Below are 17073 nucleotides of genomic sequence, written 5' to 3' on the forward strand. Positions count from 1 at the left end.
TCAGAGATGTGTATAAGAGACAGGACGTACTCGGCGAGTTCCTTCGCCTGTAACTGCGCCTCGTCCGTGTCCGCCCCCGCGAGATGGACGAGCGCCTCCTGGAGTCGCGCGAACTCGTCGTCGACCGTTTCGGCACAGTCGGCCAGCACCGGATGGTCGACCGCGTCGATGTGTTCCCGGATCGCCGGCAACAGTGCCTCGTGGGCGTTCTCGCGGTCGAGCGCCCGGAGCAGGTCTAAGCTAAGGACGTTCGAGGTACCCTCCCAGATCGGGAGGACCTGTGCGTCGCGGAGCAGCCGTGGCGTGACGTGTTCCCTGACGTAGCCGTTGCCGCCGAGGATCTCACAGGCGTAGGAGGCGGTCTCGACGGCCATCCGTGCGGTCACCTGCTTCGCGATCGGGACGAGCGCGCGCATGAGCGTGAACGCCTCCCGATCCTCTTCCCGACGATGGCGGTCGAGCAGGCCGGCACACTCGAAGGTAAAGGCTGCGGCGGCCTCGTAGTCGACGCTCATATCCACTAAATCACGGCGCATGAGCGGTTTCTCCTGGATCGGTTCGCCGAACGCCTCGCGGGTCGCCGCTTGAACCTTCGATTCCAGGAGGGCGCGACCCATGATCCCCACGGCCGCGCCGGCGTTCGAGAGTCGCTCGAAGTTGAGCATCGCGGTCATCTGTCGGAAGCCGTTCTCAGGTTCGCCGACGAGGGAGGCCTCTGCACCGCGGAACTCGATCTCGCCCGTCGGCACCGAGAGCGTCCCCAACTTGTCCTTCAGCCGGCGAAAGAGCGCGTCGTTGACCTCGCCGTTCGATTTCGTGCGCGGCACCAGAAACAGCGAGAGCCCCGCGGTGCCGTCGGGGGCGTCGGGTCGCCGGGCCAGCGCGAGCGCACCCTCGGCGTCGATGTTGGAGCAGAACCACTTCTCGCCGGTCAGTCGGTAGCTGCCGTCGTCCGTCCGCTCGGCGACGGTTTCGTTCGTTCCCACGTCGCTGCCGCCCTGCTTTTCGGTGAGGAACATCGCACCCTCGATGTGCTCGTCGGCGTCCCGGCTGGTGAGACGCTCGAAATAGTCCTCAAGGGGACCATCGTCGAACTTTTCCAGTACGAGCGCGACGCCGTTCGTCATCGAGACCGGACAGACGAACCCCGCGTCGGCGTACGAGAGCAGCGTCTGCTGGGTCAGCGTGTGCGTCAACCCCATCGGCTCCTCGCGATCCGGCGGCGCGTGGAAGGCGTCGTGTGTCAGGCCGAACTCCTCGTAGGCGATGCGCTCGTTTTCGTGCTGTGTGGGGTGGTATTCGACCTCGTTTCGGACCTCACCCTCTTCGTCGTACGTGTGGAGTTCGGGTTCGTGTCTGTCGATACGGTCGGCGTTGTCGGCGACCGTCGAGCCGACGACATCTCCAAATTCTGACAGTCGGGGCTCGGCCCACGCGAACTCGTCGTCGGGATAGGTTCGCTGTACCTCGAACTGGAGCGTCCGATCGAGTTCCCAGTAGTTCACGTCGCGACCCGCCTCGAAATTCGCGTAGTCGATGACTTCGCGTGTCATACTCATTCATTACCTGCCATCGCAATAACCGCTGGGGCGAGTCGCTTTTTCCCCGTGAGCGACTCCAGCCAGCAATGACCGCGTTCACCCGCGAGGAGGCCGTCGAGCGCGTCGAGCGCCTCGTCGAGACCGTCGAGGAAGAGCCGATGCCCGTCCCGGTGCGCGAACTGTGGGTCTACGGCGATCTCGCGCTCGGGCTCGATCCCGTCGATCGCCTCGACGTCTATCTCACGAAGGACCTGCTCTTCGGCGGCGACGACGATCGCGAGGCGGAGTTCCGCGAGACACACGGTGTCGAGGGGATCGGCAAGACCGTGAGCGCCGATTGGGCCGACGAGTATCCCGACCGGATCCGCGCCAGTGCCAACGGCTACGCCGCCCCCGAAAAATGTCTCGCGGCCCAGCTCGTCGGCGACGACGAACCGATCCATCTTGAGGTCTGCAACGCGAGCTTCGAGGACAACGTGACCCAGCGCCTCAAGGGGGCGATGGCCCGCGAGAACTACACGGAGATCCTCGACCCGCGCGGGGTCTGTCTCTGGCTCGACGGCCAGCGATCCGAGGACGCGTTCGAGAAACTCGAAGAAGGCGAGTTCGTCTTTCCGACCCTCGCCGACGCGCTCGGAATGGTCGGGATGGACGAGGATGAATCCAAGCGTGCTGCCGACGCGGTGCGGGAGTACCGCGACCGCCAGGAGGGCGCGAGCGTTCGCGGCGACGTGGTCTGAGCCGCCGCAGCGCCGCAACGGAACACGAGAAGGGTTAACTCCTCACCGATCGTCGGCCGGTTGCATGACCGAAGATCACGAGGAGAGGCGGCTGACTCGCCGACGAACACTCTCGCTGTCGGCCGGTGCGCTCGCGGTCGGGCTCGCCGGCTGTTCCGATATCGGCCTCGGTGGCGAGGGCGAAGAAGGAGAAGCCGGTGGTGAGGGCGGAGACGGTGGCGAAAACGGGGGCGGTGGCGGAGAGGGAGGCGAGCAAGAAGGCGGCGGAGGCGGCGAAGGAGGAGAAGGCGGCGAGAACGGTGGCGATGGAGGCGGTGGCGGTGGCGAAGGGGAAGACGGTGGTGGCGGGGAGCAGGAAGGCGGCGAAAACGGAGGCGGCGAAGGTGGCGAGGAAGGATAGTCGAAAGGTGCGCTTCGAGAACTGACCGATCGATCGCTCCGAGATGCGGTGAAACGACGTCTCAGTCGGCGCGCAGCTCGCGAACGCGGTCGATGTTCCAGGCAAATCCGCGGCCGTCCTCAGTCGGCGTTTCGAGGACGAATGGGAGTTCGCGCAGATCGTCGTGAGTCACGATCGCGCGCATGCCCGCGTCGCCGATCTCGCCCTCGCCGATGTGGGCGTGTTCGTCCTTGTTCGTCCCGCAGGCGTGTTTCGAGTCGTTGAGGTGGAAACAGTGGAGATCGTCGAGACCCACCGTATCGTCGAAGGCGGCGACGGTCTCTTCGACCGCCTCGGGCGACGAGAGGTCGTAACCCGCGGCGAAGGTGTGGGCGGTGTCGAGACAGAAGCCGATGTCCGTATCGCTGCGGTCGCGAACGGCCGCGAGGTGAGCGAACTCGTCACCCAGTTTGGTGCCGCTGCCGGCGTCGCTCTCGACGAGCAGGGTGACATCCGAAGGAATGTCGAGCTCGTCGATAGTGCTCGCGGCGTTGTCGAGCCCGTTCTCGACGCCCGCGCCGGTGTGTGCGCCGAGGTGGACGTTGACGTACTCGATGCCGAGTTCGGCGGCCGCATCGCACTCGTCCTGGAGGCTCGCGATGGACTTCTCGCGCAGGTCGTCCTTCGGCGTGGCGAGGTTCACGAGGTAGGAGGCGTGGATGACCCAGGGGCCGAGCTCGCCCTCACGAAAGCGGGTCGCCTCCTCGTCGTCGATATCGGGACCGGCCCAGACCTGTGGCGAGGCCGTGAATATCTGCCCACAGTTCCCGCCGACGTCCTCCTCGCGCCCGATGGCGTTGTCGACGCCGTCGGCGATCGAGACGTGTGCTCCGACGTGCATATGCTGACGTCGCCGGGGGTACTCATAGGGCCATCGAAGGGCCGCGACTACTCGGTCGATTCCTCGCGGTCGGCTGCAGCTCGCGCTGCGGTGGGATCCTCGCGGTCGTGGTTCCAGGCGTCGCTCGCGAACTTCTCGCGGGCGCGCTCGCGTGCCCGATCGAGCTCGTCGTCGGTCCACGTGCCGACTTCGGCGTCGGCCCAGTCGGCGAGCGCGTTCTCGAAGGCCGCGACGGCGCGCTCGCGATCCACGTTCGCCTGCTCCCGGACGTTCGTCACCCGTTCGTCGAAGCGCTCGGCCGCTGGGGGGTCGACGAAACACGAGAGATGGCGCTCGGTCGCGCGGTCGAACAGGACCGAGCCGTGCTGGATGACGCTGTCGCGGCGGCGGCGGTACTGGGCGTTGCCGCTGATCTTCCGGCCGTCGGCGGCGACCACGTCGTGGGCCGGATGGAGTGCGCGCAGATAGCAGGCGGGCTCGTGGATGGCCGGGCGATCCTCGCTCGCGAACGAGACGGGGACGTCGAGGCGATCGAACCCATCGAAGAGCGGCTCACAGAGCAGTTCGTAGGTGTCCATCAGATCGCCGGGGAGTTCGGCGGCGGGCGCGACGATGGAATAGGAGATATCGCCGTGGTTGTCGTGGTAGATGCCGCCACCGCCGGTCGGCCGGCGCGTCACCGAGATCCCCTCGCGATCGCAGAACTCCCAGTCGACGGTCGCCGGCTCCTGTCGATAGCCGAGCGAGAGCGTCGCCGGCTCCCAGCGGTAGACGCGTACCGTCCGCGGGCCGCCCGCAGCGGCCGTCTCGGCGGCGATCTCGTCGAGCGCCATGTTCAGCGGCCCGGGCCTGACGTCCTCGCGGATGAGCCGCCACTCCCGATCCTCGATGTCGGCCATGCGGAGTGAAACGATCGTCGACGCAAAGCCGTTGTGGACCCGGCGGTCGAGCCAGGAGTTGGTTCCACGTTCCACCGCCTGCACGAAAACGGACAGTACAGGCCGTGAGCGCTGCGATCAACTCTCATGTCTACATATATCACAGAACGCTCATCTATTCACGGCTCGAATATTCACGTATCAATGATTCATCCACCCGGAGCGGTCGCATCGGCGTTCATCTGGTCAGTAACCATCCTGTTCGCCGTCGCGGGTCTCTTCTGGCTGTTCGAGACCCTCGTTCTCGCCCGGTACCGAGACGATCAAGAGACGGCGTACGGCCCGGAGGACGTCCAAGTGCGCATCCTCACGATCGGTGCCGAGGCCGTCGTCCAGCAGACGGTCGATTCGTTGCCAGCGTCGATCACCGATCGGCACGTGATCGCCGAGAAACCGATCGCGATCGACGGGGCGGAGGTTCACGTCGTCCCAGAATCGTTCTCCTGCGAGGCGGTCCGGAAGGGCCGCGCGATCGAGTGGGCGCGGCAAACCCTGTCGTGTGATCGGGAATACGTCCTCTATCTCGACGAGGACAGCATCGTCGAGGAGTTCGATGGACTGCCCGACGCGGACGTGGTGCAGTTCAGCGAGCGGCCCCGCTACACGGGGTCGTGGCTCGCGTACTTCGCCGACGTCTTTCGCATGGGCGCGCAGATCGAACAGCACGCCTTCCATCGCTTTCGCATCCCGCTGTTCGCGTGGGGCGGCGGCATCGCCATCCGGAAATCGCTCGAAGACCGGGTGACGTGGGACTGGCCGACGCTGGTCGAGGACACCGCCTTCCTCTGGCGAGCCGCCGAATCGGAATCGGTCTCGTACGCGCTCAGCCCGGCCAGTTTCTCGAATCAGGCACCGCCGAGCCTCGGCGAGATCTTCCAGCAGCGCCGCCGGTGGGCCGCCGGCAACCATCAAGAAGCGTCGAACCTCCCGCTGCGGTACAAACTGCTCGCGAAGAGCCGGTCGTACGTCTGGGCGGTCGCCCCGATCATGCCGCTCATCACCGTCGGCGTGACGCTCAGCGGCCTGCAGCTGTTTTGCTCCGGGCTGTTGCAGGTCCTCTCGGTATCGCTTGCGCTGCTGATGGTCGCCTGGTTCGCGATCGGCCTCTCGCAGTACGACCGGCTGTCGCTGCGATCGCTGCCGATGTTCGCGCTCGTTCCGCTGGCCGTGCTCGTCCACTCCGTGGGGGCGACGGCCGGCCTGATCGCGCCGCCTGACGACTTCCACGTCACCGAGAAAACCACCGACTGAAACCGTCGACCAGCAACAGTTCACAGCGCAGATGGGAATCGTCCGTCCTGTCGAGTCCCGAGCGCCGACCGGAGCTACTCGGCGTTGCGGGCGATGTAGACGTCGTAGTCGGGATCCTCGGCGACGGGCGTGCCGACGCTGGTCGGCGGCGCGGTGACGCGACCGGCGTTCTCGCTGCCGACGAAGACGACCGTCGCGTCGCGCTCGTGGGCGACCTCACGGATCGTCCGACTGATGTCGGTCTCGGTCGAGGCGAGCGAACTCGTCGCTTCGGTCGTCTCGACGTGGACCTCGCTCTCGGGCGCGATCTCCCCCGCGGTCATCGCCAGCTCGTCGCCGGCGCGCTGGGGATCGAACGGCTCGTCCGCCGTGATCCAGCCACGCTCGCGGGCGAACGAGGCGTCGTGTGGGACGACGACGAGCACGAGCACGTCCTCGCCGAGCGCCGATCCGAACTCGCGAGCGCGGGAGAGCGCCGTCTTCGCGAGCGCCGAGCCGTCGAAGGGAACCAGCAGCATACGTCGTTCACGGACGGTTATGACATAAACGTTGGCGCTGAATCATCCTGCTCCCGTCTCCTCTCTCCGTCTTACCCATCCGAACCATCCGCCGGACGCCCCCTCCCCCCCCCCCCCCCCCCTCCGGTAGACAGATATAGGATTCGTGGCCGCGTTCGTCCGACAATGAGAATACTGGTCACAGGGGCTACGGGGACCGTCGGTCGACACGTCGTGACGAGCCTCGTCGACGGTGACATCACGGTGCGAGCGGGCGTACGAGACATCGCGCGTGCCCGCGAGCGCTTCGGTGACGGTATCGAGTACGCGGAGTTCGACTTCCAACGACCCGAGACGTGGGGTGCGGCGTTCGACGGGATCGACGCGCTCTTTCTCATCCGGCCGCCGACGATCGGGCGCGTCAAGCGCCACATCACGCCCGCGATTGACGCCGCCGCGCGGATGGGCGTCGAGCACGTCGTCTTCCTCTCGGTGCTCGGTGCGGAGAGGAACCCGATCCTGCCCCATCGCCGCATCGAAGCCCATCTTCGGGATGCCGACGTGAACTACACGTTCCTCCGGGCGTCGTTTTTCATGCAAAACCTCGCCGAGGTCCATCGGGAAGCCATCGCCGAGCGCGACGAGATCTTCGTCCCGGCCGGGAACGGAAAGACGAGCTTCGTCGACGCGCGCGATATCGGGGCTGCCGCCGCGGTCGCGCTCACGGGACCCGGCCACGAGAATCGAGCCTACGACATCACTGGGCCGGCGGCGTTCGACTACGCGACGGTCGCCGAGATATTCTCCGACGTGCTCGACCGACCGATCGGCTACGCGAACCCCTCGATCCCGGCGTTCGTCCGGCGGCTCCGTGCCGAGGGACAGCCGCTCGCGTTCGTCCTCGTCATGGTCGGCATCTACACCATCGCGCGGCTCGGGTTCGCCGGGCGCGTGAGCCGGGACGTCGAGGCGCTGATCGGTCGCGAACCCATCCCGCTCGAACGGTTCGTCGCCGACTACGCCGACGCCTTCGAGAGCGCGCAGGCCGAATAAGTCCATATACGGAACGGTTTTTCACCCGTGGCGGCTAGCTCGGCCATGATCTGTGTTCTCTCCGATACGCACGGCGCGGACAACCATCGTCTCGATGGCCAGCTTCTGGATACCGTTCGCGAGGCCGAGCTGGTGATTCACGCCGGCGATTTCACGACCGAGCGCGTGCTCGATGCCTTCGAGGCCGAGTCACAGGAAATCCGTGCAGTCTACGGCAACAACGCCACGCCGACCGTCCGCGAGCGCCTGCCGGCCGAGCGCGTCGTCGAGCACGAGGGGGCTACCATCGCGCTCACCCACGGCGACGGCCACGACGAGACGGAACTGGCACTGTTCGGTCGGCAAGCCGACGCCGACATCGTGGTCTCGGGACACTCACACCAGCCGGGCGTCACCGACACGGGTGAAATCGTTCTCCTCAACCCTGGCAGTCACGCCGACCCACGGTGGTATCGGCCGGGCTACGCGGCGCTCGACGTGGAGGAGGGTCGTATCGAGGGACGGCTCCACGAGCCCGACGGCGAGCTCTTCGAGGAGTTCACCGTGGGGCTGTGAACCGCCCGAAACGGATTTAGGCCCCGGTCAGTTACGCCCCGCATGGCTCTCGGTCTCGACCCGGTGTTGCTCGTTCTCCTTGCAGTCATCCTGCTGGTCTTCTTCGGGTTCTACCTCCTCATCCGGCGCACCGCCACCGCCTTCCGCGAGGGGAGCAAGCGCGGTCGGCGCTAGCTCATCGCACGCTCGACGCACTCGATCGCCCGTTCGATGTCGTCACCGTCGACGTCCCAGTGAGTACAGAACCGAACGATGTGCTGGCCGAACGCCGATGCACGGACCCCTTCCGCGGCGATGGCCTCGATGAACGCCTCGGCCGTGCGGTCGGTCTCGACGAGGACGATGTTCGTCTCGGGCGTCTCGGCGGCGAGCCCGTCGATGGCGTCGAGTCCCGCCGCGAGCGTCCGGGCGTTCGTGTGATCCTCGGCGAGTCGGTCGACGTTGTCGAGCGCCTCCAGCCCCGGAGCGGCGACGATCCCCGCCTGGCGCATCCCGCCACCCAACAGTTTTCGGTTGCGGTGTGCACGGTCGATGAACGCCTCGCTCCCGGCGAGCATCGAGCCGACGGGCGCGCCGAGCCCCTTCGAGAGACAGAACATCACCGAGTCGGCGTTGTCGAGCAGTCGCGGGGCGGGCGTGTCGAGCGCGACGCTCGCGTTGAACAGCCGGGCACCGTCGACGTGGGTCGGAATATCGTGCTCGTGGGCGGCCGCGGCGGCGGCGTCGATCTCGTCAGCAGTGATGGCGACGCCACCCTTCTGATTGTGGGTGTTTTCGAGTGCCAGCAGGCCGGTGCCGGGTCGGTGATCGGTGCGTTCGACGAACCCCTCGTGGACCGCATCGGGGGTGATGACGCCGCGTGCGCCGCCGTCGATGGGGCGCGCCTGGAGCCCCGAGAGCTGTGCGAGGCCGCCGACCTCCCAGTTGTAGATGTGGCTGTCGCGCTCGCAGAGCAGTTCGTCGCCACGGTCGGCGTGGGTGCGCGCGGCGATCTGGTTGCCCATCGTCCCCGTCGGAACGTAGAGGGCGGCGTCCATGCCGACGGCCTCGGCGGCACGGGCTTCGAGCTCGTTGACCGTGGGGTCCTCGTCGTAGACGTCGTCGCCGACGGCGGCCGTCCGGGCCGCCTCGCGCATCGCCGCGTCGGGTCGCGTCACCGTGTCGCTGCGGAGATCTATCACGGTTTTCGTATCGGTTGGGACGTGAAATACCCAGCGCCACCCGCTCGATCCGATGGCAGAACGTCCTCGCCGCCCGTCATCGGCAGGCCGAATCTATATGATCGACACTGGTGTAGCCCCGAGCAATGGTTGATCTGGCCACCGAACTGCCAGACGAGTCACTCGCCGCACGCGATGTCGATCGCCTCCGCGAACGCCCCGCGGTGCGAAGCGTCATCGAACTCCCGACGAGCTACGAGCACGGCCACGACGTGACGAGCACCGCGACCGTCCTCACCGGTGGAACCGTGCTGTATCTCACGTTCGACCGCGAGCGCGAGCAGTGGAAACAGCGCGTGCTGGCGCGCGATGCGAACGAGCGAGAGTTACTGGAGGCGACGCTCGACCAGTTCGAAGCTGGCTAGTTTCCGGCGACGTCCGCACACGCCTGCATCACGACCTTGCTCAGCGCGGGATGGGCGTGGATCAGTGTGTTCGCGAGCTCGTCGGCCCCCAGCCCGTACCGGACGGCGGGCGTCACCTCGTGGAGCAGCGTCGCGGCCTCGTGGCCAAGGATATGACAGCCGAGGATCTCGTGACTGTCGGGATCGGCGAGCACCTTCACGAACCCGCGATCGAGTTTCAGCGCCCGGCTCATCGCCGTGTCGGTGAACTCCGCCCGTCCGACGACGTACTCCCGCCCCTCGTCGTCGAGCGCCGCCTCGGTCTTCCCGACCGCACCGATCTGTGGCTCGGTGAACACCGCGTGTGGAAGGGCGTCGAAGTCGGCGGCTCGTTCCGCCCCGTGGACGACGTTGTCGGTCACGATCTCGCCCTCGTAGTCGCCGGAGTGTTTGAACATCGCGTTGTCGGCGATATCGCCCATCGCCCAGACGCCATCGACGTTCGTCGCCAACTGCTCGTCGGTCCCGATGAACCCCGCGTCGGTCGTTTCGATAGTGGTTTCGTCCAGCCCGATCGAATCGGTGTTCGGACGGCGACCGAGCGCCACGAGCAGTTCGTCGCCCGCCACGTCGATCTCGTCGCCGTCCTCTGATTCGGCGTTCACGACGATCTCCCCATCGGATTCGTCGACGCCCGTAACGCGATGCCCAGTATAAACGTCGTGGCGCTCGCGGGCGATCTCGGTGAACGCGTCCGCCACTTCGCTATCCTCGCGGGGCACGAGGGAATCTTCCATCTCGACGAGCGCAACGTCGGTCCCGAACGAGCCGAAGAAGTAGCCGAGTTCGGCCGCGATGTAGCCGCCGCCGAGCACGACCAACCTGTCCGGCGGCGTTTCGAGCCTGATCGCGTCGTCGCTGGTGAGGTAGTCGATCTCGCTCAGCCCGTCGATGGCGTCGGGCACCATCGGGCGCGATCCGGCCGCGACGACCATCTTCTCGCCGGTGTGCGTTTCGCCGCTCTCGGTCTCGATGGTGTGGTCGTCGACGAACCGGGCTTCCTCCTGAACGAGGGTCAGGTGCTCCTCCTCGCGCTTGTTCGATTCCTTTCCACTCGCGGCGTCGGCGAGCTCGTCGTTCACCTCGCGAACGAACTCACCGAAGTGTACCTCCTCGACTGTCGCCTCGATGCCGAACTGCTCGGCCGCACGGACGTCGTTGAGCGCGTTCGCGTGCTGGATGAGCATCTTCGAGGGGTTGCAGCCACGGTTGAGACAGGTCCCGCCGATCGGTCCCCGCTCGACGAGCGCCGTGTCGAGTCCCGCCGCGGCCGCCGCCGACGCGACCGTGTTGCCGGTGCCACCGCCGAAGACGACGAGGTCGAAGTTCGCCATACCGTCGAGAGACGCCCGACGCATAAATCGGTTTAGCGCAGGGAGGCGAGTATCGGCTCGAAAGGGTTTTTCACGAAGCGCACAATACTTTCCCCGAATGGCACTCCCCATCGACCCCACCCAGCTGGACGAGGACGACGTCGGCGTGAAGCGGACGACCCTGGAGATGGACCACGAGGCGGCCGTCGAACACGTCCGCGAGACGTTCCTCGATGCGGACTTCGGGATCCCCGTCGAGTTCTCGCCGTCGGAACTGCTCAACGAGAAGATCGACGCCGACCGCGACCCCTACTACGTGCTCGGCGCGTGCAATCCCGCGATCGCCGACCGCGCGCTCGACGCTACCGACGACCGTATGGGTGGACTGTTCCCCTGCAACGTCGTCGTCTGGGAGGAAGAACCCGGGACGCAGACCGTCTACCACGTCTCGATCATGCGCATCGCGCGCCTCGTCGGACTGGCCCCCGACGACGAGGTGATGGCCGACATCGTCGCGGACACCGGTGCGCTCGCCGATGAAGCGTTCGAGGCGCTCTGATGGGCCACCATACCTTCGACGCCGATCGCGCGGACAAGCTGGAGGACGCCGGGCGTCGCTACCGGTACGTCTCCGGCGAGGAACTGCTCTGGGCGCTCGCACCCGATTCGAGCGACACCGTCGCCGATCTCGGCAGCGGAACGGGCTTTTTCACCGACGTCGTCGCTCCACACGCGGACACGGTCTACGCGATCGATATCCAGGAGGCGATGCACGACCACTACGCCGAGAAAGGGCTGCCCGACAACGTCGAACCGGTGACGACCGGCATCGAGGAACTACCATTCGAGGACGGCTCGATCGATGGTGCGTTCTCGACGATGACCTATCACGAGTTTGCGAGCGACGACGCGCTCACCGAGATCCGGCGGGTGCTCGCCACACCCGGTCGCCTCGCGATCGTCGACTGGAGCGGCGAGGGTATCGGCGATCACGGCCCACCGCTCGACGAGCGCTACACCGCCGAAACGGCTGCCGAGAAACTCCGCGAACACGGGTTCGCGATCGAGCACACGTTCACACGCCCCGAGACCTTTCTCATAGTCGCCACCATCGAGTAGTCAGCCGAGCTGGTCGGCGACGACGGCGTCGGCGCGTTCGACGAACTTCTCTTCCTGTCCGCTCGGAATCGTGGCCCCCGCGGCCACGTCGTGTCCGCCGCCGTCGCCGCCGAGCGCCCGCGCGACCTCGCCCATCACCGCCGAGAGGTCGAGCCCCGATCGGACCAGTCTGTGTGTCCCGCGCGCGGAAACTTTGCTCTCGGTGTCGCTCTTGGCCGCGAACGCGATGACCGGTCGATCGCCGCGCAGCGCGTCGGTTCCGAGCGCCATCCCCGCGATGATGCCGACGATCGTCTCGCGGATCGCCTCGCCGGCGTCGAACCACTGGACGTGCTCGCCCTGCGTGACGCCCTCGCGCTTCACCCAGTCGAGCCCCGTCGCGAGGTTCTTCCGATGGTTGGTGAGCAGCGTTCTGGCCTCGTCGAGTGTGTCGTCGCGATCGCCGCGACAGACCGCCAGCCCGACATCGGCGCGGTCGTAGCGTGCAGTCGCGTTGAGCAACGTCGAGAACTCGCTGGCGTCGCGCAGTTCGGTGCCTTCGGCTTCGTTCGTGAGCGTGTAGGTCGTCCCGACGAGATCGTCGATGCGGCTCGCGGGCACGCCACGGGCGACGGCACGCTGCAACAGCGCGCTCGCGACCGTCTGGCGTTCGTCGGTCGTGAGGTCGACCCAGCGCTGCCACTCCCCGTCCCGTTCGAGTTCGATGTCGAGATCGGAGAGGAAGCCGATCGCGCCGCGCTCGCTGCCCGAGATGCCGGGGATCCGCACATCGTTGGCGTATTCGAGGAGCTTCGGCAGCGGGCGGCTCTGCTTGCCGTAGAGCGCGAGATCGGTCGTCTCGGCGAGCACGCCCGCAGCGACGCCCTCGGCGACGACCTCGCGATTCGCGCCGACGAGTTCGCCCGACGAGTCCTGCATGTCGCCGACCGCGCCGACGACCGCCAGCGCCGCCAAGTCGCGGTTCGCTTCGTCGCCGAGCGCCCGCGCGAGGACGTAGGTCGTGCCGGCCCCCGAGAGCTCGGTCGCGCCGTTGAGTCCTTCCAGGAGCGGGTTCAGATGGAACTCGGTCCCGGCGTCGGCCGGCTGGTGGTGGTCGGCGATGACCGGTGTGAACGCGCCCGCGGCCGCGTGGTCGGCGATATCGTCGAGCTGGCCGCTGCCGAAGTCCGTGAAGAGCACAGTAGAGAAGTCGCGCTCGGCGATCCCCGCGATTGCGTCGGGATCGAGCTGTTTCTCGAAGACGGTCTCGAAGGGTATGTCGGCGCGATCGAGCGCCTCGGCGGCGATGGCCGCGCTCGTGAGTCCGTCGGCGTCGATATGCGAGGCGAGCAGCACCCGCTCGGCGCGAGCGAGGCGCTCGGCGCACGATCTCGCGCGTGCGTCGAGTGCCGGAATCGGTCCACCCATCGGCGGCAGCTACGGCGCAATCGGGTTTAAACCTCCGGACCGTGTGCTGTGAACGCGAAAAATCGACCGATAGCTGTGGCGCGCGGGAGCGCCGAAGGCGCGACTCGTGCGAGGGATGAGCGAACGAGCGAAGCGAGTGAGTGAATCGGTTGGGGAGGGTGTGGCCGTCGCGGTGCGTAGCGGTCGTCTGCGGTTTCACTGCAAACGAAACGGTAGCAAGACCAATCCGCCGAATCGTCCGATACAGGCGATCTCGCTGCTTACCTCGACAGCTGTCCAACGGTCTCCCGCGCGAGCGCCTCGAACGACGCAGATTCGGGAACGACGTCGACGCTGATGCCCTCGCGCTCGGCGGTCTTTCGTGTCGGCTCACCGATGGCCCCCACGACCGCGCCGTTCAGCCCGGCGACGGCGGCCTCGCGCACGCCCTGCTCGGCGGCGGCCGCGAGGAAGTTCTCGACTGTGAGCGAGGAGGTGAACAGCGCGCCCGCGAGATCGCCGCTCGCCGCCAGCGCCGCCGATTCGCCCGATTCGGGCGGGCGGCGCAGCTCGTAGAGGACCGTCTCGTGGACGTACGCGCCGGCGCGTTCGAGCCCATCGGTGAGCTTCGGCGAGCCGTGCGTGCTCCGGGCGACCTCACAGCGCGCGCCCGCGATCTCGTCTTCGAGGTCGGCCACGAGACCCACGGAGGAGAACTCCGCCGGCACGCGATCGACGTCGTAGCCCGCCGCGCGCAGCGCCGTCGCCGTGGCATCGCCGATGGCACAGAGCACGCCATCGGACTGCCAGCCCGCCTCGGTGGCGATCTCGACACCCGTCTTGCTCGTGAGTACGGTGTAGTCGGCATCGGTCCGAGGCGTCTCCCCTGTGGCTTCGACCGCGAGCATCGGATCGAGAACCGGCTCGACGCCGAGCGACGTGAGCAGTTCACCAGCGCGTTCGAGACGCTCGTCGTCCGGTCGGAAGGCGGCGACGTTCATCGCTCGACCTCCCGGGGCTGCTCGCGCTCGCCGACGACCTGCCCGATGACCGTGACTGCGGGCGGTTCGATGCCCTTGCGCTCGGCGACGTCGACGATGGTGTCGAGCGTTCCGGTCGCGACGCGCTGGTCGGGGCGGCTCGCGCGTTCGACGAGCGCGACCGGAACGTCACTCTCCATTCCGGCTTCTCGGAGCGCGGCGGTGTAGTCGGGGAGCTTGCCGACGCCCATCAGGACGACGAGCGTCCCCCCGGTGGCGGCGAGCGCCTCCCAGTTCACGGCCGATTCCTCTTTCGTCGGGTCCTCGTGGCCGGTGACGAACGACACACTCGAAGCGTGCTCGCGGTGGGTCGTGGGGATCCCCGCGAGTTCGGGCGCGGCGAGCGCCGAGGAGATACCCGGCACGACCTCGAAATCGATCCCGTTGGCGGCGAGATGGCTCGTCTCCTCGCCACCGCGGCCGAAGACGAACGGGTCGCCACCCTTCAGCCGGACGACGTCCTTGCCCTCGCGAGCGAGTTCGACCAGCCGCTCGTTGGTGTACTCCTGACTCGTGCGCTCGCCGCCGGCACGCTTGCCGACATCCTCGCGCTTCGCCTCGGGGATGGTGTCGATGATCTCGGGGCCCGGGAGTTTGTCGTGGAGCACGACGTCGGCCGCGTCGATGCGCCGGCGTGCCTTCACGGTCAGGAGCTCCGGATCGCCCGGACCGCTGCCGACGAGGGACACAGTACCATTCATTCGGCTCGCTTGGCCTCCCCGTCGGTCCCGCGGGCCTGTTCGATGAGTTCGGCCGCACCCTGCTCGGCGAGATCGGCGGCGAGCTCGCTGGCCGCCTCGGGATGGCTCTCGACGGGGAGATCCCGCGTCGTGCTCACTTCATCAGTGCCGTCCTCGCTCAGCACGCGCACCACGGTGTGGACGTATTCACCCTGAACGACCGCGTACGCGCCCATCGGCGCGACACAGCCACCGCCGAGCTCCTCCAAAACCACACGCTCGACGGTCGTCTCGACGCGCGTTCGCGGGTGGTCGATGGCCTCGTTGATCGTCTCGGCGAACGGCCCGTCGGGGGCGGTCACCGCGAGCGCACCCTGGCCAGGAGCCGGGACGAACGTCTCGGGCGGGAGCTCCTGGACGTCGAGCCCGCGCCCGATCCCCGTGCGTTCGATCCCCGCCGCCGCGAGCACGATGGCGTCGTACTCCGTATCGACCTCGCGTTCGAGTGACCGCCGCTCGATCTCGCGCAGGTCGTCGAACCATTCCTGAGGCGTGCGCTCGAACTCGTCGTCGTCCTCCTCGTCGGCGTCGATCCGTTCTTCGTGCTCGCGCTGGCGATGCGGCGCGAGCAGTTTCTCGATGCGGGTGTCGACGTTGCCCCGGAGCGGTTCGACATCCAGATCGGGACGGGTGGCGAGTATCTCGGCCTTTCGGCGGAGGCTCGACGTGCCGACGGTCGCGCCCTCGGACAGTTCCTCGAACGTCGTCCCGTCGGGCGTGACGAGCACGTCGCCCGGGGTCGCCCGCACGGGGACGCCCGCGACGACCAGATCGTCCATCCCCTCGGTCGGGACGTCCTTCATCGAGTGGACGGCGAGATCGCAGTCGCCGTCGAGGACCTCCTCGTCGAGCGCGCGGACGAACGCACCCGTCTTGCCGAGGCGGTGGATGAGTTCGTCACGGATCTTGTCACCCGTCGTCTCGACCTCGACGAGTTCGACCGACCGACGGCGTGATTCGAGGTGTTCTTGGACGCCAGCAGCCTGTCGACGCGCGAGGTCGGACCCCCTCGTCGCCAGCCTGATGGCTCCCTCGTGTGTGCTCATGCCCGCACTCGGACGGCTGGGTTCATACCCCCTTCGAGAGCGGCCCACCTCTCGATGGATCGTCAAGGGTCCGGTGTCGGCGCTGCCGCCGGCCGGCCGGCGGCGGTTGCGGTGCGGTGCGGGCCTGGCGGATGAAGGGCGAGGCGCGAGCGAGGCCGCAGGCCGAGCGAGTAGCGACCGCAGGGAGCGCGCCGAGGGCTTCGGCGGTGCTGTGCGGGAGTTGTCGCATCCGCGCGAGTGGAACGAGCGCGGTTCGCCGTGAGCGACCGCAGGGAGCGAGCGGGAGTTTTCAGCGTAGCTTTTTGCAAGCGGGGGTCGGGCGAGCGAACACGGTGAGCGAGCGCGACCCCCCGCAGTAAAAAGGTACTACCACGGCTCGCTTTTCAGGCCGGCACGATAGGCGATCACGTTGGTCGTGACGTGCAGAAGCGGCGTCAACACGAGTGCCGCCGCGATCACGGGGAGGCTGAAGATCGCGGTGAACCACGCGGTGGCGGCCAGTGCGGCGAGGACGAGCGCGCCGACGAGGAAATCGAGCTGGTCGAGGCCCGGGAACGCCGCCCCGCGCGAGCGGCCGGTGCGCCGTTTGAGAAAGGAGGCGACGATGTCGCCGAGGATCGCCCCGAGCGGGAGCGCGAGGGCGGCAGCGGGGGGAAACGTCGGCAGCGCCAGTCCGGTCGCGGTCCCGACGGTGGGGGTGATCGCGTTGAGCAGGGCCGCGACCGCCACGCCGGCGAGCGTGCCGGCGATCGCGCCGCGCCAGGTCTTGCCGTCGCCGAGGAGGCGTGCGCCGTCGAGCGTCCGACCGCCGTCGATTGGGCGACCGCCGCCGAGGAGCACGGCGGCGTTGTTCGGGACGTACGCCGGCAACAGCGCCCAGATCGCGACGGCAACCGTCTCGACGAGAGTCACGGGGGCACTCGATGCGGGGCGCTCTTAACCGCCCGGAT

General features: G+C 67.5%; 20 protein-coding genes. 9 read left to right on the forward strand and 11 right to left on the reverse strand.

The annotated features are described in order from the left end of the window. A partial coding sequence (locus tag C448_RS00670; protein WP_004051129.1) for an acyl-CoA dehydrogenase family protein occupies positions 1–1553 on the reverse strand: 1553 nt, incomplete at its 3' end. Between the two features lie 74 nt (positions 1554–1627). Here C448_RS00670 and C448_RS00675 point away from each other — a divergent pair. Beyond that, the gene (locus C448_RS00675) at positions 1628–2281 is read left to right on the forward strand and encodes a DUF7095 family protein (RefSeq protein WP_004051131.1); all 654 of its coding nucleotides are present in this window, start codon (positions 1628–1630) and stop codon (positions 2279–2281) included. Between the two features lie 64 nt (positions 2282–2345). Continuing rightward, on the forward strand, positions 2346–2681 hold the full coding sequence (locus C448_RS00680; RefSeq protein WP_080503131.1) for a hypothetical protein: 336 nt from the start codon (positions 2346–2348) through the stop codon (positions 2679–2681). A 61-nt stretch (positions 2682–2742) separates the two neighbouring features. On the opposite strand, the gene C448_RS00685 is transcribed toward C448_RS00680, so the two are convergent. Both C448_RS00685 and C448_RS00690 read right to left on the reverse strand, forming a co-directional pair. Then, positions 2743–3561 (reverse strand): deoxyribonuclease IV, encoded by an 819-nt coding sequence (locus C448_RS00685; RefSeq protein WP_004051135.1) that lies wholly within the window; start codon positions 3559–3561, stop codon positions 2743–2745. Between the two features lie 47 nt (positions 3562–3608). Beyond that, positions 3609–4460 carry a lipoate--protein ligase family protein gene (locus tag C448_RS00690; RefSeq protein ID WP_049915996.1) on the reverse strand — a complete coding sequence of 284 codons (852 nt, stop codon included), beginning with the start codon at positions 4458–4460 and terminating at the stop codon, positions 3609–3611. Between the two features lie 183 nt (positions 4461–4643). On the opposite strand from C448_RS00690, the gene C448_RS00695 reads away from it, so the two are divergent. Next, on the forward strand, positions 4644–5750 hold the full coding sequence (locus C448_RS00695; RefSeq protein WP_004051139.1) for a glycosyltransferase family 2 protein: 1107 nt from the start codon (positions 4644–4646) through the stop codon (positions 5748–5750). 74 nt (positions 5751–5824) lie between these two features. Here the strand turns inward: C448_RS00695 and C448_RS00700 are convergent, their stop codons facing one another. After that, positions 5825–6268: a universal stress protein gene (locus C448_RS00700; RefSeq protein ID WP_004051140.1), complete on the reverse strand. Its 444-nt coding sequence runs from the start codon at positions 6266–6268 to the stop codon at positions 5825–5827. 165 nt (positions 6269–6433) lie between these two features. On the opposite strand from C448_RS00700, the gene C448_RS00705 reads away from it, so the two are divergent. The 3 genes from C448_RS00705 to C448_RS16855 are packed head-to-tail and all read left to right on the forward strand — an operon-like array spanning position 6434 to position 8029. Then, positions 6434–7300 (forward strand): SDR family oxidoreductase, encoded by an 867-nt coding sequence (locus C448_RS00705; RefSeq protein ID WP_049915994.1) that lies wholly within the window; start codon positions 6434–6436, stop codon positions 7298–7300. A gap of 45 nt (positions 7301–7345) precedes the next feature. Beyond that, positions 7346–7855, forward strand: a complete 510-nt coding sequence (locus tag C448_RS00710) for a metallophosphoesterase (RefSeq protein WP_004051142.1) — start codon at positions 7346–7348, stop codon at positions 7853–7855. A gap of 42 nt (positions 7856–7897) precedes the next feature. Continuing rightward, positions 7898–8029 (forward strand): DUF7859 family protein, encoded by a 132-nt coding sequence (locus C448_RS16855; protein ID WP_275039118.1) that lies wholly within the window; start codon positions 7898–7900, stop codon positions 8027–8029. Here C448_RS16855 and C448_RS00715 read toward each other — a convergent pair. Further along, complete coding sequence (locus tag C448_RS00715) at positions 8026–9036, reverse strand: threonine aldolase family protein (protein WP_004051149.1); 1011 nt, start codon at positions 9034–9036, stop codon at positions 8026–8028. The two genes, C448_RS16855 and C448_RS00715, sit on opposite strands and share 4 nt — an antisense overlap. A 125-nt stretch (positions 9037–9161) precedes the next feature. Here C448_RS00715 and C448_RS00720 point away from each other — a divergent pair, with 125 nt between their 5' ends. Then, positions 9162–9440, forward strand: coding sequence for a hypothetical protein (locus tag C448_RS00720; RefSeq protein ID WP_004051151.1), 279 nt, complete (start codon positions 9162–9164; stop codon positions 9438–9440). Here the strand turns inward: C448_RS00720 and C448_RS00725 are convergent. Continuing rightward, positions 9437–10813, reverse strand: coding sequence for a dihydrolipoyl dehydrogenase family protein (locus C448_RS00725; protein WP_004051153.1), 1377 nt, complete (start codon positions 10811–10813; stop codon positions 9437–9439). The two genes, C448_RS00720 and C448_RS00725, sit on opposite strands and share 4 nt — an antisense overlap. A 97-nt stretch (positions 10814–10910) precedes the next feature. Between C448_RS00725 and C448_RS00730 the strand changes: the two genes are divergently transcribed. After that, positions 10911–11351: a DUF302 domain-containing protein gene (locus C448_RS00730; protein ID WP_004051154.1), complete on the forward strand. Its 441-nt coding sequence runs from the start codon at positions 10911–10913 to the stop codon at positions 11349–11351. Next, on the forward strand, positions 11351–11911 hold the full coding sequence (locus C448_RS00735; protein ID WP_004051156.1) for a class I SAM-dependent methyltransferase: 561 nt from the start codon (positions 11351–11353) through the stop codon (positions 11909–11911). Before C448_RS00730 ends, C448_RS00735 begins: the two co-directional genes overlap by 1 nt. Here C448_RS00735 and C448_RS00740 read toward each other — a convergent pair whose 3' ends face one another. The 5 genes from C448_RS00740 to C448_RS00760 form a co-directional block, all read right to left on the reverse strand. Beyond that, positions 11912–13318, reverse strand: a complete 1407-nt coding sequence (locus tag C448_RS00740) for a DHHA1 domain-containing protein (RefSeq protein WP_004051158.1) — start codon at positions 13316–13318, stop codon at positions 11912–11914. Positions 13319–13578: 260 nt separating this feature from the next. Continuing rightward, positions 13579–14298: a uroporphyrinogen-III synthase gene (locus C448_RS00745; protein WP_004051160.1), complete on the reverse strand. Its 720-nt coding sequence runs from the start codon at positions 14296–14298 to the stop codon at positions 13579–13581. Continuing rightward, a complete protein-coding gene (gene cobA / locus C448_RS00750; protein WP_049915995.1) occupies positions 14295–15038 on the reverse strand; it encodes a uroporphyrinogen-III C-methyltransferase in 744 nt (247 codons plus the stop codon). Before cobA ends, C448_RS00745 begins: the two co-directional genes overlap by 4 nt. Then, a complete protein-coding gene (hemC, locus tag C448_RS00755) occupies positions 15035–16123 on the reverse strand; it encodes a hydroxymethylbilane synthase (RefSeq protein ID WP_004051164.1) in 1089 nt (362 codons plus the stop codon). Before hemC ends, cobA begins: the two co-directional genes overlap by 4 nt. A 366-nt stretch (positions 16124–16489) precedes the next feature. Next, positions 16490–17035, reverse strand: a complete 546-nt coding sequence (locus C448_RS00760) for a CDP-2,3-bis-(O-geranylgeranyl)-sn-glycerol synthase (protein WP_004051166.1) — start codon at positions 17033–17035, stop codon at positions 16490–16492. Positions 17036–17073 lie beyond the last annotated feature (38 nt).

The organism is Halococcus morrhuae DSM 1307 (assembly GCF_000336695.1).
Classification (GTDB): Archaea; Halobacteriota; Halobacteria; order Halobacteriales; family Halococcaceae; genus Halococcus; species Halococcus morrhuae.

Bases quoted from the DNA above. Each gene is read 5' to 3' on its own strand.
- C448_RS00675 (WP_004051131.1), top strand. From the start codon at position 1,628: ATGACCGCGTTCACCCGCGAGGAGGCCGTCGAGCGCGTCGAGCGCCTC.
- C448_RS00710 (WP_004051142.1), top strand. From the start codon at position 7,346: ATGATCTGTGTTCTCTCCGATACGCACGGCGCGGACAACCATCGTCTC.
- C448_RS00740 (WP_004051158.1), bottom strand. From the start codon at position 13,318: ATGGGTGGACCGATTCCGGCACTCGACGCACGCGCGAGATCGTGCGCC.
- C448_RS00705 (WP_049915994.1), top strand. From the start codon at position 6,434: ATGAGAATACTGGTCACAGGGGCTACGGGGACCGTCGGTCGACACGTC.
- C448_RS00695 (WP_004051139.1), top strand. From the start codon at position 4,644: ATGATTCATCCACCCGGAGCGGTCGCATCGGCGTTCATCTGGTCAGTA.
- C448_RS00735 (WP_004051156.1), top strand. From the start codon at position 11,351: ATGGGCCACCATACCTTCGACGCCGATCGCGCGGACAAGCTGGAGGAC.
- C448_RS00700 (WP_004051140.1), bottom strand. From the start codon at position 6,268: ATGCTGCTGGTTCCCTTCGACGGCTCGGCGCTCGCGAAGACGGCGCTC.
- hemC (WP_004051164.1), bottom strand. From the start codon at position 16,123: ATGAGCACACACGAGGGAGCCATCAGGCTGGCGACGAGGGGGTCCGAC.
- C448_RS16855 (WP_275039118.1), top strand. From the start codon at position 7,898: ATGGCTCTCGGTCTCGACCCGGTGTTGCTCGTTCTCCTTGCAGTCATC.
- C448_RS00690 (WP_049915996.1), bottom strand. From the start codon at position 4,460: ATGGCCGACATCGAGGATCGGGAGTGGCGGCTCATCCGCGAGGACGTC.
- C448_RS00745 (WP_004051160.1), bottom strand. From the start codon at position 14,298: ATGAACGTCGCCGCCTTCCGACCGGACGACGAGCGTCTCGAACGCGCT.
- C448_RS00725 (WP_004051153.1), bottom strand. From the start codon at position 10,813: ATGGCGAACTTCGACCTCGTCGTCTTCGGCGGTGGCACCGGCAACACG.
- C448_RS00685 (WP_004051135.1), bottom strand. From the start codon at position 3,561: ATGCACGTCGGAGCACACGTCTCGATCGCCGACGGCGTCGACAACGCC.
- cobA (WP_049915995.1), bottom strand. From the start codon at position 15,038: ATGAATGGTACTGTGTCCCTCGTCGGCAGCGGTCCGGGCGATCCGGAG.
- C448_RS00680 (WP_080503131.1), top strand. From the start codon at position 2,346: ATGACCGAAGATCACGAGGAGAGGCGGCTGACTCGCCGACGAACACTC.
- C448_RS00720 (WP_004051151.1), top strand. From the start codon at position 9,162: ATGGTTGATCTGGCCACCGAACTGCCAGACGAGTCACTCGCCGCACGC.
- C448_RS00730 (WP_004051154.1), top strand. From the start codon at position 10,911: ATGGCACTCCCCATCGACCCCACCCAGCTGGACGAGGACGACGTCGGC.